The sequence below is a fragment of the Streptomyces neyagawaensis genome (assembly GCF_023516595.1).
Classification (GTDB): Bacteria; Actinomycetota; Actinomycetes; order Streptomycetales; family Streptomycetaceae; genus Streptomyces; species Streptomyces neyagawaensis.
Genome location: NZ_JAMGBG010000173.1, coordinates 33,947 through 47,583 on the forward strand (window position 1 = coordinate 33,947; position 13,637 = coordinate 47,583).

Below are 13,637 nucleotides of genomic sequence, written 5' to 3' on the forward strand. Positions count from 1 at the left end.
GTAGATGGCATACGACAGGCGCCACGGTAACCCGGTTTGCAGCCAAGATGATCAAGGATCCCGCGCAATACGGTACCGAGGCCCAGGATGTTCTGGCCCAAACCCCAGGGGTCGGTCAACGGCTCAGTGACATCCACATGGCCCCCACCGTCCGCCTTGACCGGTCTACGGCGCGCTGGGCGGTAGGCGAGGAAGGTCGGAGGTGTGGTCGGCCGGGCGGCGCAGCGTAATGCCGGTACCGCGGGGGTACAGCCGACGTTCCGCCGGATCGTCCAGGTCCACCGTTCCCTCGGCCGCCAGTCGCATGAGCAGCGTGCCCGTGAGGATCTTCGTGCAGGGAACCGACTTGCCAGGACTTCGGGGTCATGGCCCTGACTGATCTGCTCTGCTGCGACGTTGGACAGCACGCGGCTCTTACTCGGCGATCAGGGAGCGGGCTCTCGACCAGGTCCGTAGCAGCGTGCGTCAAACGCCTTTCAGGACACGGTCCAATGCGGCTCGGCCCGCGGGGCCCCAGTGGGGTTTGCCGCCGGGGAGGCCCCGGTCTCCGTTCTGGCCCATGAGTATCAGGAACAGGCTTTTCATGGCGGCCAGCCCGCGGGCGCGCCGGATCGCCGCCTCGTCCGCGTCCGCGTACGTGTCGAAGAACCGTGAGGCCGTGCCCTCGGGCAGCAGGACCCATGCGGCCGCGAGGTCCCATGCCGGGTCGCCGGCGGTCAGGGCACCGAAGTCGATGACGCCCGAGAGCGTTCCGTCCGAGACGACGACGTTCGCGGGATGGAGGTCGCCGTGCACCCACACCGGCGGGCCCTCCCATGCGGGGGCCGCGACGGCGTCGTCCCAGACAGCCCGGACCTCGGTGGCGATGTCGTCGGGGACGACGGCCTCGAAGAAGTACTCGAAGCCGTCCGTGCAGTTCCTGGGACGGGCACCGAAGTCCGTGGAGACCGGCGCCTCTGCGGGCGCCTCCACATGGAGCGCCCGCAGGAAGGCCGCAAGCCGGTCAGCCGCGTGGTCGCCGCGGCTGATCCGGCCATGGTCCAGCGGCTCGCCGGGGACCCACGTCATCACGGTCCAGTGCTTGGGGAAGCGCTCGGACGGTTCGCCGAACCTGACCGGGCGCGGCACCGGGAGCGGCAGGCGCGGCGCCAGCACCGGCAGCCACCGCCGCTCCTTCAGCTGAAGCTCCGGAGTGGGGTCCATGCGCTGCATGCGCACGGCCAACTCGTCCCCGAGGCGCCACATCTGGTTGCCCCAGCCGCCCGCCACCTCACGGACGGCCAGCCCCGCGAGGTCCGGATGCTGTTCACGCAGCAGGTCGCGGACCAGGTCTGCGGTGATCTCGGTATCGGTACCGGTCTCGGTAACGGTGCCGAGCTCGGTGTCGCTCATGCGGCGTCGCGACTCCTCGGCTACGGGATCACCACTCCCGCACCATTGTCGTCGCTCAGGTTCGCGCCGAACAGCGCCCTCGGCGCCGGGGCCCCGATGTCCGTCGGGTTCTCCGCGACCGACTTGGAGGCGGTCACGCCGGTGGCCGTGCCGCGCAGCAGCCATACCGCGCCGCCGTTCACGACGCTGCCCAGGTTCTCGCCCGGCGCGCCCGCGACCAGGTCCGCCTTGCCGTCGCCGGTCAGGTCGAGCAGCCGCAGTGCCGCGCCGAACACGTCGCCGGACTCCGCGGCACCCGGAACTCCCGTCGTGTCCTGGTGGAACGCCTGCGCGCCCTTGCCGGTGAGCCCGCCCCTGGCTCCCTTGAGCAGCACCACGGCGCCGGCCCTGGCCTTGGAGCCGATCGCCTCGCCGGGGACGCCGACGGCCAGGTCGGGGTATCCGTCACCGTTCGCGTCGCCCGCGTGCAGCCGTCCGCCGAACTGGTCGCCCTTCTCGCTCGCGCCGGGCACACCCGCCGTGTTCTGGGTGATCGTCTGCGTACGGGTCTGGCTGGGGCCGGACGCGGAACCGTAGTAGATCTTGACGGTGCCCGGGTCCTCCTCGGTGCCCTCGGTGTCGCCGTTGATGAAGACGCGGGTGGCGAGGTCGGCGTAGCCGTCACGGTCGAAGTCGGCGACGGCGGTGCCGGCCGCGGAGTTCAGCCGCTGCGGGACCGTGGACAGGCCGGACTTGGAGCCGAGCCACAGCTTGCCGCCCTCGGCGTGGTTCTCGTAGACGTAGAACGTCGCGAGGTCCTCGACGCCGTCGCCGTTGAAGTCGCCGGTGGCGGTGGAGTTGATGGAGTTGTCGGTGCTGTACACCTGCACCTGCTGGGTGCGGGTGGGGGCGCCGTTGCGGCCGAAGGGGCCGTAGAGGACGTCGTGGAAGTCGTACTCGTCCCCGTTGCCCATGAACAGGTCCGTGTACCCGTCGCCGTCGAAGTCGCCTGCGGTGAGGTCGTCGCCGACCTGGGCGTTCGCCGGTGCGCCGACGCTGACGGCACCGTCGCCGGACAGGCCGGTCTTCCGGCCCCACAGGACGGTCACCGACCCGTTGACGTTGTTCTCCGGCCGGTAGTCGCGGGCGACCACGGCCAGGTCGGTCAGGCCGTCGCCGTCCAGGTCGCGGGAGACCATCGCGTAGCCGAAGACGTGGTTGTCGCCGGAGGCGCCGGGCACGTGGGTGGTGTCCTGGGTGATGACCTTGGTGCGCTTGGGGTCGAGGCCCTGCGGGGAGCCGTAGGTGACCGCGATGTATCCGGCGCGGGCATGCCCGCCGACGGTGGCGCCCGGGGCGGCGACGGCGATGTCCTGGTAGCCGTCGCCGTTGAAGTCCTCGCGCACGGTCGCGACGCCGTCCTTCGCGGACGCGGTGCCCGCGACGAGCGGCACGCCGAACGATCCGATCAGGGCGGCGGCCACGGCGGTCGATACGGCAGGTCGGCGGATTCCCACTGCTCCTCCTCAAAGCGCGAGCGACATCGAGATGCCTCGCACGGTGTGATTCACCTCCAAGACACCTGGAAACGGTGGATGGTTGTGCGATGACAGCCGGGTGAAGCGGGTACGGCGCGCCGGTGAGGAAGGGACGGCCCCGAGAGCCTGGTCGGCGACCATGTCCTGCCGGCGGCCGGGTGGCAGAAGGGCTCCCGCGAGTCACGTCCTCGTGGGAGCCCTTCCTCCTACCGCCTGCCGGTGAAGGTTGAGAAGACGATCACGAGCAGGACGTCGGTGCGGACGCCGCCACGGTCGCGGCGTCATGCGTCAGCCCGTTCAGGGGGCGAGCAGCAGGCTGTCGCCGCGCTCCTTGGCGGCGGCGTAACGGCGTGCCACGTCCTGCCAGTTGACGACGGCCCACATCGCGTCGATGAAGTCCACCTTCTGGTTCTTGTACTGGAGGTAGAAGGCGTGCTCCCAGGCGTCGAAGACCAGGAGGGGGGTGGAACCCTGGCCGACGTTGCCCTGGTGGTCGTAGACCTGCTCGACGATGAGGCGACCGCTGAGCGGTTCGTACGCGAGCACACCCCAGCCGGAACCCTGCGTCGTCGCCGACGCCTTGGTCAGCTGCGCCTTGAAGGCCGCGAACGAGCCGAAGGACTCGGCGATGGCGTCCGCCAGCTCGCCCACGCCGTCCTTCTCCAGGGGCTCGCCGCCGCCGTCGCCGGTCATGTTGTGCCAGTAGATGGAGTGCAGGATGTGGCCGGAGAGGTGGAAGGCCAGGTTCTTCTCCAGACCGTTGATCGAACCCCACTGCTCCTTGTCCCGCGCCTCCGCCAACTGCTCCAGCGTGTCGTTCGCGCCCTTGACGTACGCCGCGTGGTGCTTGTCGTGGTGCAGCTCGATGATCTGCGGGTTGATGACCGGTTCGAGCGCCGCGTAGTCGTAGGGAAGCTCCGGGAGCGTGTACACCGCCATGTCCAACATCCTCCGACACTATTGCAACAGATGTGCAACTGCACGGTACCAGCAAGAGGCGGCCGGCCCCACGCATGACGGCCCGACCCCACGGCGAAGGAGCCGTCGGGCCGGGCCGTGACCGCACCGGCTCGTATCAGCCGGCGGGCGGGATCGGTGTGCTAGCCGGTGACCCGGCGGAACGTCCACTGCTGGTTGGTGCTGCCCCTGCTGGTGTACTGGATCAGCGCGGCGCCGTCGGCCGTGCTGCCGGAGCTGACGTCGAGCACCTTGCCGCTGTTGCGGTTGACCACCTGGAACACACCGCCGGACAGCGGGCGCAGCTGCCACTGCTGGCTGGTCCTGCCGTCGGGGGTCGCCTGAACGACCCGCGCGCCGTCCGCCGTGGAGGACCCGGCCACGTCGAGCACCTTGCCGCTGCGGACGCAGGTGATGGTGTGGTAGCCGTCGGCCGTGGACTGGAAGGCCCACTGCTGGTTCGTCGCACCGTTGCCGGTCCACTGGATCACGGCGGCGCCGTCCGCGCCGGACCCACCGGAGACGTCGGCCACCTTGCCGCTGCGCACGCTGACGCATGTGTACGTCCGCGCGGGGGCGATGGTGTACTGCACCGAGTCCACGTCGATGTAACCGGTGCCGCCCGCGTTGTAGGTGTAGAGGCCGATCCGGTCGCCGCGGTAGCCGCCCCAGGTGAGCTGGTAGGTGCCACCGACCTGGGTGAACGTGCTCCCGTCGAGGCTGTAGGAGAAGCGGCTGACCCCGTTCACGTCCCATGTGGTGCGCAGCCACACGGCGTTCTGCGTGATGTCCGCGCCGCTGGTCAGGGTGCCGCCTGCGTTGTGCTCGATCGTGGTGGTGGTCCCCGTACGCCGGACACCGAGTCCGGCGTAGGTCGCGGCGTAGTGGCACAGCCCGGCGTGCTGGCCGTCGGCGAGGCCGGCGAGTTCGAGGCGGACGGTCACCGTGGCGCCACCCGCGGTGCGCAGCACTCGTTGGGTGAGGGTGTTGCCCACCTTCATCAGGTTGTTTCCGTTCAGCGGCGCGAATGCCTTCAGGCGCAGATAGCCGGGGCGTTCGGTCAACGACCAGTAGCCCGCGCGGGGTTGGTAGTACCACTCCCACTGCGGCTTGAGGCGGGTGTCGGTGAACGAGTCGCTGGTCACGACGGCGGGCAGCGCGTCGACGGGGAGGCCGGGGGTGCCGATGCCGGGCAACTGACCCTTCCACGCCATGTTGCCGATGCCGTCCGAGCCGACCGTGCCGATGATCGGCCAGCCGTCCACCCAGGTCACCGGCAGCAGGGACAGCACGCGCCCCTCCCAGTCGCCGTGGCCGTGGTGGGTCACGAAGTACCAGTCGCCGCCCGGGGTCTGGATCAGCCCGCCCTGGTTGGGCTCGCGGTCGACAGAGGTGTTGACATGCAGCAACTGCCGGGTCTCGAAGGGGCCGAGGATGCTGGAGCCGCGGTTCATCATGAGGACCCGGCCCTCGGGCTTCACCTCGCTGAACAGGTGGTAGTAGACACCGTCGATCTTGTACAGCTTGCTGGCCTCGCTGCGGTTCGACTGGTGGATCACCGGGGCCGGGCCGATCAGCGACTTGCCGTCCTCGGACAGCTTGTACAGGTGGATCTTGTAGGCGTCCGAGTAGTGCGTGGTGACCAGGTAGCCCTGGCCGTCGTCGTCCCAGAACGGGCACACGTCGTTCCAGCCGGAGGTCCGCCACATCGAGTGCAGCGGCTCCCAGGGCCCTTCCGGCGACGGGGCCGACGTCATGAAGAAGCCCTCGTCGGGCGTGTTGAAGTACACCCAGTACCGCCCCGCGTGGAAGCGGATCGCCCCGGCCCACACGCCGCGGCCGTAGCGGTTCATCCGGTCCCAGTTCAGCTCCGGTCCGATGCGGGTGACGTCGTCGACCGAGCCGCCGATCGGGCGCCAGTTGACCAGGTCCTTCGAGTGCAGGACGGCCATGCCGGGCGAGTACCCGAACGTGCTGGTGATGCCGTAGTAGTCGTCACCGACCCGGATGCAGTCCCAGTCGCTGAGGTCGGCCGGGACGATCGGGTTGGCGTAGGTGCCGTCGCCCTGGTCACCCCAGGTGCCGGCCGGGAACGAGTCCGCCGCCGCCACGCTCGACGGGAGCAGGCCCGGGAGGAGGAGGGCGCCGGTACCGACCGCGGCGAGCCGGCCGAGTTGTCTTCTGGTGAGGTCCACGATGCAGTCCTTGGCTGGAGGTCATCAGGTGCGGGGAGCGTCGGGTGGACACCGCGAGGAGAACGCGGGAGGGAGAACGTCGAAGGGAGAACGTCGAAGGGGCACGGCCTTCGCGTCGCGCCCGCCGTCCCAGCGGGCCGACGCCCCTCACCCGCGTGGTGCGGGGGTGGCGGCATGACGAAGGCACCCCCCGGACGCCTGGGCAACGAGTCCTTTGGGACACGCGACGACCGAGGACGGAACGACAGTTGGTCGATATTCCGAACATCTATCGGCTTGTCGAACCGGTCGACGCCGAAGTTAGAGTCCCGGCCGCACGGAAGTCAACGGATCGTCCGCGTTTTTCCAGAGACGTGCGGCGGCCGGGACGGGGCGCACACAGCGCACCGACGGGCGGCGTCGGCCGAACAGAACAGACGGCGTCAGCCGAACAGGCGGCGCTGGATCTCGCGCCGGTAGTCCTCCAGGGTTCGGTCGAGGTGTACCGCGGTGGCCTGCGCCGCTTCCTCGGGGCGGCCGTCACGGATGGCCCGGTAGATCGCCCCGTGCTCCTCGATGGCCGCCTGGGTGTTCTCCCCGAACGAGTCATGGATACCGATGGCGCTGGACTGGCGCTGCAGGCGCCGCGCGTCCCGCACGGCGCTGACGAGGAAGGTGTTGTGCGAGGCCGCCGACACGGCCATGTGGAAGTCCTCGTCCGCCTGGTTGAACACGTCGACCTGGCCGTGGACGAACCCGTGCCGGCACTGCTCCATGGCGACTTCGATGCTGCGCAGTTCCGAGGGGGTGGCGCGGGTGGCCGCCAGGCTGCTGGCGGCCATCTCCTGAACCCTGCGGAACTCGAACAGCATCAGCACGTGGTCGATGTCGACGGGGCGGAAGAAGCCTCCCCACCGACTGGTGATGAGCATGCCTTCGTCGTCCGCGACGAACAGACCCCGCCCCTTGTGCGCCCGCACCCGACCCAGCGCCGAAAGGATCTTGACGGCTTCCCGCACCACCGCCCTGCTGGTGTCCAGCGTCCGGGCGAGGTCGATCTCCGTGGGCAGCCGGTCGCCCGGCGTCAGTCGCTGCTCGGCGATGTACGCGAGGATCCGCTCCGCCACGACCTCGTACCCGGGGCGGTAGTCCCGCCGCTCGTCCGGGCCGGCCGCCCTCGCGGGCGCGGCAGCAGGGACTTGAGCCGGCAGGCCCGCTTCGATCGCTGGCGTGTCGTGCATCTGCGCTGCCTCCCGGGTGACTTCTGCTCACGCGACTGATCGCGGTGGAGCCGCATCATCGTAGCGCACAGCAGAGATAAGTCGTACTCATTCTGACCAAGATCCGTAGGGAGAACCATGGACACCCGAGTAAGCAAACAGTTCTTATCGGGCATAGTTGGCGCAACTACTCGCCCGCCGCCGGAAATCCAGCAAAGAGGCGCTGCACGCACCCTTGACGTACCACTCGATAAGGCGGCTAATTTCTTCCACGCTGATTGCAGCACACCGCCTCTTCCGTTTCCGTCGCGTTTCCGGGCCGCCCAGCGTCGTCCCCGCTCGCGCCACTCGCCCACCTGCTCGCGCCGCCTGCCCCTTCTGCTCGGGGCACCCGCTCAACCAGTGGAGTCACTCATGACGGTCAACCAGTCCTCGTCCAGCGCGAAGAGAGCCCTCGGCAGGAAGCGAGCGGCATCGCTGGCCGGGTGCGCGGTCACGGTGCTGCTGACCGTGACGGCCTGTGGCGGCGGCGGTACCGCCGGCAAGACCACCAAGGACGGCTTCGCCCAGGCGCCGCAGAAGGACGGGGCGTTGACCGTCTGGGTGGACGCGACCCGGATGGACGCCGCGAAGCTGTACCAGCGGCTGCACCCGGGGGTGAAGCTCGACATCGTCAGCTATGACGGCGACGCCAACGGGTCCAACTACCTGCAGACGAAGGTCCAGCTGTTCAACCGCACCGGCAAGGGCTGGCCGGACGTCGTGTTCAGCTCCCAGAACAACGAGACCTCCTGGGCGGTCGACGCGGGCTTCGCCGCTCCGCTCAACAAGGGTCTGATCCCCGAGTCGACCCTGGGGAAGTTCGCCAAGGGCGCCAACGACGTCTGCACGGTCGACGGCACCGTCTACTGTCTGCGCAACGACCTCTCCCAGGCGGTGCTCTGGTACAACGCGCCGCTGCTGAAGAAGTTCGGTTACACGGTGCCGACGACCTGGGAGGAGTACCAGAAGCTCGGCACGAAGGTGGCCAAGGAGCACCCGGGCTATCTCGTCGGTGACGCGGGTGACTCCTTCACCCCCGAGATCTATCTGTGGGCGAGCAAGTGCGGCGCCAACCACATCACCGGCCCCAAGTCCGTGTCGGTGAACACCACCAGCGAGGCCTGCACCAAGATGGCCAAGCTCCTGGACGTACTGATCAAGAACAAGTCCATGTCCATCAGCGGCGTCTTCAGCACCGACTTCGGCAAGAACAAGGCCGACAAGGTCCTGCTCATGCCGGGCCCGGCCTGGTACGGCGGCGCGGTCTTCAAGGACACCCTCAAGGTCCCCGCCAAGCAGATCGGGGCGGCGCCCATGCCGCAGTGGCAGGGCGACTCCGAGACGTCCACGGGCAACGTCGGCGGCGGCACCTGGCTGCTGTCCCAGCACTCCACCCACCTCAAGGCGGCCACCGACTTCCTGAAGTGGGTCACCACCGACAACGCCTACCAGGGAGAGAAGTCGCCCGGCTTCCCGGCCTACGCTCCCGCCGCCGAGAACTGGCTGAAGCAGCAGGACGCCTCCGGCTACTTCGCCAGCGACCTGAGCGCGCTCTCCACCGCCGCCTCCCAGGTGTGGCCGGAGTGGGGCTCGGGCCAGTTCAGCCAGGAGGCGATCTGGGCGGCCACCGTCAAGCCGGGCCTGACCCAGGGCAAGTCCATCGTCTCGATGCTGCCGGCCTGGCAGGACGCCATCGTCAAGCACGCCAAGTCCAACGGATACAAGGTCGAGCAGTGACCCTCAGCCACTCCCCGTCCGGCTCTGCCCGTCGGCGCCCCAGCGGCACCGGCCGGCAGAGCCGCGCCGGCGTCGCCTTCGTCGCGGCCTATGTACTGCTCCTGATCGCGTTCGGCATCCTGCCGACCGGGTACGCCGTCTACTTCGCGTTCACCGACGCCGGGGGCACGTTCACCGGCTTCAGCAACTTCGTCACCACCGCACAGGACTTCCGCTTCATGGACGCCGTCGGCCATGTCGCGCTGTACCTGCTGTTCTGGCTGGTCTCCCTGGTGGTGTTCGTGGTGAGCCTGGCGCTGCTGCTGCACCGCCTCGCCTCCGGCACCGTCAGCAAGTCCCTGCGCTTCCTCTTCTACATCCCAGGAGCGCTCGCCGGCGCCGCGAGTGTGCTGGTGTGGCTGTTCATGCTCGACCCGACGGTGAGCCCGGTCAGTTCGCTCCTGGGCATGCTGGGGTACGACACCTTCGGCGAGGTGATCGCGCCCGGCAACCTGCCCCTGCTGTTCACGGTCATCGCGTTCTGGACCGGCGCGGGCGGTTGGATCGTCGTCATCTACGGCGCGCTCAACAACATCCCCACCGACGTCATGGAAGCCGCGCGCATCGACGGCGCGGGCGCCTGGCAGACCGCCTGGCACATCCAGATCCCCATGCTCCGCAAGTGGATCGTGTACATGGTGATCCTGGCCTTCGCGGGCGGTGCGCAGCTCTTCGTGGAGCCCCAGCTGCTGTCCCTCGCCAGTGTGGGCGTGGCCGGACGCGACTACTCGCTGAACCAGCTGACGTACGACTTCGCCTTCCAGATGAACAACGTCAACGGCGCCGCCGCGGTCTCGGTGGAGCTCCTGGTCGTCAGTGTGTCGGTCGCCGCCGTCTTCGTCGCACGATCGGGGTTCTTCGATGCCGACTAGTTCCCCGCGCCGCCTCGTGCCCCGTCTGCTGACCGGTTCCGTCCTGCTCGTCTTCCTGGTGTTCTTCGTGCTGCCGGTGCTGTGGCTCGTCCTCGCGGCGACCAAGACCGATCAGCAGCTCGTCCACGGCAGCCCGCTCTCCTTCGGCTCCTGGCACACCTTCAAGGCCAACTGGGACGCCCTCACCGCGTTCCAGGACAACGCCGTCCTGCAGTGGCTCGGCAACTCGACGTTGTACGCGTTGATCTCGCTGGTCATCACGCTCTGTGTGGCCATCCCGGCGGGCTACGCGCTGGCCATGACCGAGTTCCGCGGACGGCACGCCCTGCTCGTCGCGACCCTGGTCGTGATGCTCATGCCGACCGCCACGCTGGTGGTGCCGCTGTTCCTGGAGATCAACGCGGTCGGTCTGATCGGCACGATGTGGTCGATCATCCTGCCGTACTCGTTCTACCCCTTCGGCGTGTATCTGACGTACATCTACTTCACCACCGCGGTGCCGAAGGACCTGCTGGCGGCGGCACGGATGGACGGCTGCTCGGAGTTCGGCGTCTTCCGGCACATCGCCCTGCCGCTGGCGACACCGGTCGTCGCGCTCGTCGGGTTCTTCAGCTTCGTCGCCAACTGGACGAACTACTTCCTGCCCTACGTGATGCTGCCCGAGAGCGGCCAGATGCCCATCCAGGTCGGGGTCGGCACCCTGCTCAGCAATGTGCCGTCCTTCAATCCCGCCGTCGGCGCCCTCGCGATCGAGCGGCCGCAGCTGGCCCTGGCGACGCTCGTGGCCATCACACCCGTACTGGTCGTCTTCCTCTTCGCCCAGCGTTTCCTGGTCAGCGGGATGCTCGCCGGCGCCACCAAGGAGTAGGCCCCGGCCTGCCGTCCCGACCCTGATACCGATCCGGCGTCGTCCGCCCGACCGTCGTCCCCGGCGCACGCACCCCGGCGCACGCACCCCGCCGCCCCCCGAACGGAGCTCCGTCCCATGCCCTTCACCTCTTCCGGCCCCGCCTCGAACGGGGACATCCCGGTCTCCGGGCAGCCCGCCCCGCAACCCGAGATCGAGGCGGGGGTGCCGGTACTCGAACCGCCCGGCTGGGCCGTGTCGCAGCGTGCGCTGTTCGACCTGCTCGACCACGCCTGGCGGCGCTTCGCCCGCGACTTCACCGGCCCGGACGGACGGCTGAACTACACCGGGGAGCTGACCACCCGCGACGGTGCGGACGACTTCTACGAGGTGTTCTTCAACTGGCCCCAGCTCTACCTCCTCGGCGGCGCCGACGACCTGCTGCCCGCCAGCGAGAAGCACTGGGAGGGCGTGACCAAGCAGCTCACCGAACTGGGCATGCTGCGCGACGAGTTCGAGCGCGGCTACGACTGGTTCCACCAGGGCGAGAGCCTGCTGCTGCTCTTCTTCCTGTGCATGGCCGACCCCAAGCGCTGGTCGGAACGCGCCCTGCGCTTCGCGGAGTTGTACGTCGACCCGGCCAAGGGCAACTACGACCCCGAGCACCGCATCATCACCCGCCCGCACAACGGCAGCGACCCCGACCGCACGGGCCTGTTCGACGGCGACGTCTACCCCTGGCTCCAGAAGGAGGCCGACACCTACGGGTACCCGCTCGAGTGGATCCCCGAGGCGCAGGGCGGTCCGTTCCCGCTCTCCTCCGACCCGCGTCTCGGCGCGCAGATGCGCGACCGGATGGGCGTCGGGGACACCGCGCTCAACCTCGGCGCCACCGGTCTGGTCCTCAACGCCTGGATCCTGACCGGCGACGAGCGCTACCGCGACTGGATCGTCGAGTACGTCGGCGCGTGGCGGGAGCGCACCGAGGCGAACGACGGTGTCATCCCCGACAACGTCAGCCCGGACGGAGTCGTCGGCGGACTCCTCGAAGGCCGCTGGTACGGCGGCCACTACGGCTGGTCCTGGCCCCACGGCTGGCACAGCATCGGATCCGCGGCCTGCGTGGCGGCGCTCGCGGCGGCGACGGTCACCGGGGACGACGACTTCCTGTCCATGGTCCGCACCACGCTCGACTCGCTCATCGCCCGCGGCAAGGTGATGCCCCACACCGAGGCGGACTCCAGCCTGCCCTCCAAGTGGGCCGTGGAACTCGGCCCGGACGCCGACATCCCCACGCTCCACGTGCCGTTCCGGCACAACGACAACGGCTGGTTCGACTACAACCCGACCACCCCGCCCGTACCGGTGGCCCTGTGGCACCACTCGGCCTCGGACGCCGACCGCGAGCGGCTGGAGAACCTGCGCGAGGCCGAGGCGATCGACTGGCGCACCCTGCGGCCGTTCCGCGCCAAGGAGGAGTCCGGCCACGAGAAGGCCTGGTTCGCCTTCCTGGCCGGCGACGACCCCGACTATCCGGAGCGCATCCTCGCCACCGCACAGGCCCAGATCCGCCACCGGCTGCGCCGCGTCGACCGCTACCGCGACCTGGACGTGCCCGAGGCCGACATCCACGTCTGGCAGCAGTCCAACCCCGTCGCCACCGAGGCCCTCGTCCAGCTGACCTGGGGCGGCCCCCAGGTGCTCTACAACGGCGGCCTGCAGCAGGCCCGACTGCGCTACCACGACGCCGAGGCCCGCCGCGCCGGTCTACCGCAGGACGTGGCCGCGCTGGTCAGCTCCATCGACCCCGAGGCGACCACCGTCGAACTGGTCAACCTCGCCCCCGAGACGGACCGCACCGTGATCGTCCAGGCCGGCGCCTTCGCCGAGCACACCATCACCGCCGTCCGCTACACGGTCTGCCCGGACGACGGCTGGATCGGCGACATGTACGACTACGGCCACACCGAGCCCGTCGTCACCGAGGAAGAACTGTCCTGCGACAGCCCCTTCCTGACCGTCCGGCTGCCCGCGTCCACCCGGATCAAGCTCGTCCTGCGGCTGGACCTGCGCGCCAACACCCCCAGCTACCGCACCCCGTTCGACACCGACGCAGGCGAGCCCGCCCCCGGCACGGAAGAGAGCACGGCGTGAAGCGCATCGCCCAGACCATCAGGCTCCGGCCCGAGCACCGGGAGGAGTACCTGCGACTCCACGCGGCGGTCTGGCCCGGCGTGGAGGCCGCCCTGCACCGGGCGAACATCCGCAACTTCGGCATCTTCCTCCACGGTGACGTGCTGTTCGGCTACCTCGAGTACCACGGCGACGACTTCGAGGCAGACATGGCTGTCCTCGAAGCCGACCCCGAGACGCAGGAGTGGTGGAAGCTCACCGACCCCTGCCAGGAGCCCTGGCCCGACCGGGGCGACTCCCGCCAGTGGACGGAACTGACCGAGATCTGGCACCTCGGCCCGCCCGGCGAGAACGCCACCGTCTGACACGGACCGCGCCGGACCGACCCGACTGGAACCGCCATGACCTCCGCCCCCGCCCCCGTTCTCATCGACGCGCACCACCATCTGTGGGACCTCGACCAGCGTCCGCAGCCCTGGCTCGACGACCCCGACCTGACGTCGATCCGCCGCACCTTCACCCCCGACGACCTGCGCTCCACCGCGACCCGCCCCATCGCGGGCCGTCACCTCCACGGCACGGTGGCCGTGCAGTGCGTGCCGGAGGTGCCCGAGACGGAGGACCTGCTCGCCCTCGCGGAGCGGGAGCCACTGATCGAGGCGGTGGTCGGCTGGGCGGACCTCACCTCGCCGGCGATCGGCGACACG

General features: G+C 69.3%; 11 protein-coding genes and 1 pseudogene. 6 read left to right on the forward strand and 6 right to left on the reverse strand.

The genetic code is table 11. From position 1 onward, the window contains the following. Positions 1 to 165: 165 nt before the first annotated feature. The 6 genes from M8J73_RS41255 to M8J73_RS41280 all read right to left on the reverse strand — a co-directional run bounded on the left by M8J73_RS41255 (position 166) and on the right by M8J73_RS41280 (position 7,281). Positions 166 to 306: a serine hydrolase gene (locus M8J73_RS41255; RefSeq protein WP_107423946.1), complete on the reverse strand. Its 141-nt coding sequence runs from the start codon at positions 304 to 306 to the stop codon at positions 166 to 168. Positions 307 to 465: 159 nt separating this feature from the next. After that, entirely contained in the window at positions 466 to 1,392 is a 927-nt protein-coding gene (locus M8J73_RS41260; RefSeq protein WP_055538188.1) for an aminoglycoside phosphotransferase family protein, read from the reverse strand. A gap of 20 nt (positions 1,393 to 1,412) precedes the next feature. Beyond that, positions 1,413 to 2,888 carry an FG-GAP-like repeat-containing protein gene (locus M8J73_RS41265; RefSeq protein ID WP_055538187.1) on the reverse strand — a complete coding sequence of 492 codons (1,476 nt, stop codon included), beginning with the start codon at positions 2,886 to 2,888 and terminating at the stop codon, positions 1,413 to 1,415. Between the two features lie 318 nt (positions 2,889 to 3,206). Next, positions 3,207 to 3,848 (reverse strand): superoxide dismutase, encoded by a 642-nt coding sequence (locus M8J73_RS41270; protein ID WP_055538186.1) that lies wholly within the window; start codon positions 3,846 to 3,848, stop codon positions 3,207 to 3,209. A gap of 161 nt (positions 3,849 to 4,009) precedes the next feature. Beyond that, positions 4,010 to 6,061, reverse strand: coding sequence for a family 43 glycosylhydrolase (locus M8J73_RS41275; protein WP_055538185.1), 2,052 nt, complete (start codon positions 6,059 to 6,061; stop codon positions 4,010 to 4,012). 422 nt (positions 6,062 to 6,483) lie between these two features. Then, positions 6,484 to 7,281: a FadR/GntR family transcriptional regulator gene (locus M8J73_RS41280; RefSeq protein WP_055538184.1), complete on the reverse strand. Its 798-nt coding sequence runs from the start codon at positions 7,279 to 7,281 to the stop codon at positions 6,484 to 6,486. A 393-nt stretch (positions 7,282 to 7,674) separates the two neighbouring features. Here M8J73_RS41280 and M8J73_RS41285 point away from each other — a divergent pair, with 393 nt between their 5' ends. The 6 genes and pseudogenes from M8J73_RS41285 to M8J73_RS41310 all read left to right on the forward strand — a co-directional run. Next, positions 7,675 to 9,039: an ABC transporter substrate-binding protein gene (locus M8J73_RS41285; RefSeq protein WP_055538183.1), complete on the forward strand. Its 1,365-nt coding sequence runs from the start codon at positions 7,675 to 7,677 to the stop codon at positions 9,037 to 9,039. Further along, positions 9,036 to 9,950: a carbohydrate ABC transporter permease gene (locus M8J73_RS41290; protein WP_055538182.1), complete on the forward strand. Its 915-nt coding sequence runs from the start codon at positions 9,036 to 9,038 to the stop codon at positions 9,948 to 9,950. The genes M8J73_RS41285 and M8J73_RS41290 overlap by 4 nt, the downstream gene beginning before the upstream one ends. Then, positions 9,940 to 10,818, forward strand: coding sequence for a carbohydrate ABC transporter permease (locus tag M8J73_RS41295; RefSeq protein WP_055538181.1), 879 nt, complete (start codon positions 9,940 to 9,942; stop codon positions 10,816 to 10,818). The genes M8J73_RS41290 and M8J73_RS41295 overlap by 11 nt, the downstream gene beginning before the upstream one ends. Before the next feature lie 117 nt (positions 10,819 to 10,935). Next, the gene (locus tag M8J73_RS41300) at positions 10,936 to 12,951 is read left to right on the forward strand and encodes a DUF8034 domain-containing protein (protein ID WP_055538180.1); all 2,016 of its coding nucleotides are present in this window, start codon (positions 10,936 to 10,938) and stop codon (positions 12,949 to 12,951) included. Beyond that, on the forward strand, positions 12,948 to 13,295 hold the full coding sequence (locus M8J73_RS41305) for an L-rhamnose mutarotase (protein WP_055538179.1): 348 nt from the start codon (positions 12,948 to 12,950) through the stop codon (positions 13,293 to 13,295). Before M8J73_RS41300 ends, M8J73_RS41305 begins: the two co-directional genes overlap by 4 nt. Positions 13,296 to 13,331: 36 nt before the next feature. Beyond that, positions 13,332 to 13,637: pseudogene (locus M8J73_RS41310) on the forward strand (amidohydrolase family protein); the annotation flags it as partial.

Bases quoted from the DNA above. Each gene is read 5' to 3' on its own strand.
- M8J73_RS41255 (WP_107423946.1), bottom strand. From the start codon at position 306: ATGCGACTGGCGGCCGAGGGAACGGTGGACCTGGACGATCCGGCGGAA.
- M8J73_RS41260 (WP_055538188.1), bottom strand. From the start codon at position 1,392: ATGAGCGACACCGAGCTCGGCACCGTTACCGAGACCGGTACCGATACC.
- M8J73_RS41270 (WP_055538186.1), bottom strand. From the start codon at position 3,848: ATGGCGGTGTACACGCTCCCGGAGCTTCCCTACGACTACGCGGCGCTC.
- M8J73_RS41280 (WP_055538184.1), bottom strand. From the start codon at position 7,281: ATGCACGACACGCCAGCGATCGAAGCGGGCCTGCCGGCTCAAGTCCCT.
- M8J73_RS41285 (WP_055538183.1), top strand. From the start codon at position 7,675: ATGACGGTCAACCAGTCCTCGTCCAGCGCGAAGAGAGCCCTCGGCAGG.
- M8J73_RS41295 (WP_055538181.1), top strand. From the start codon at position 9,940: ATGCCGACTAGTTCCCCGCGCCGCCTCGTGCCCCGTCTGCTGACCGGT.
- M8J73_RS41300 (WP_055538180.1), top strand. From the start codon at position 10,936: ATGCCCTTCACCTCTTCCGGCCCCGCCTCGAACGGGGACATCCCGGTC.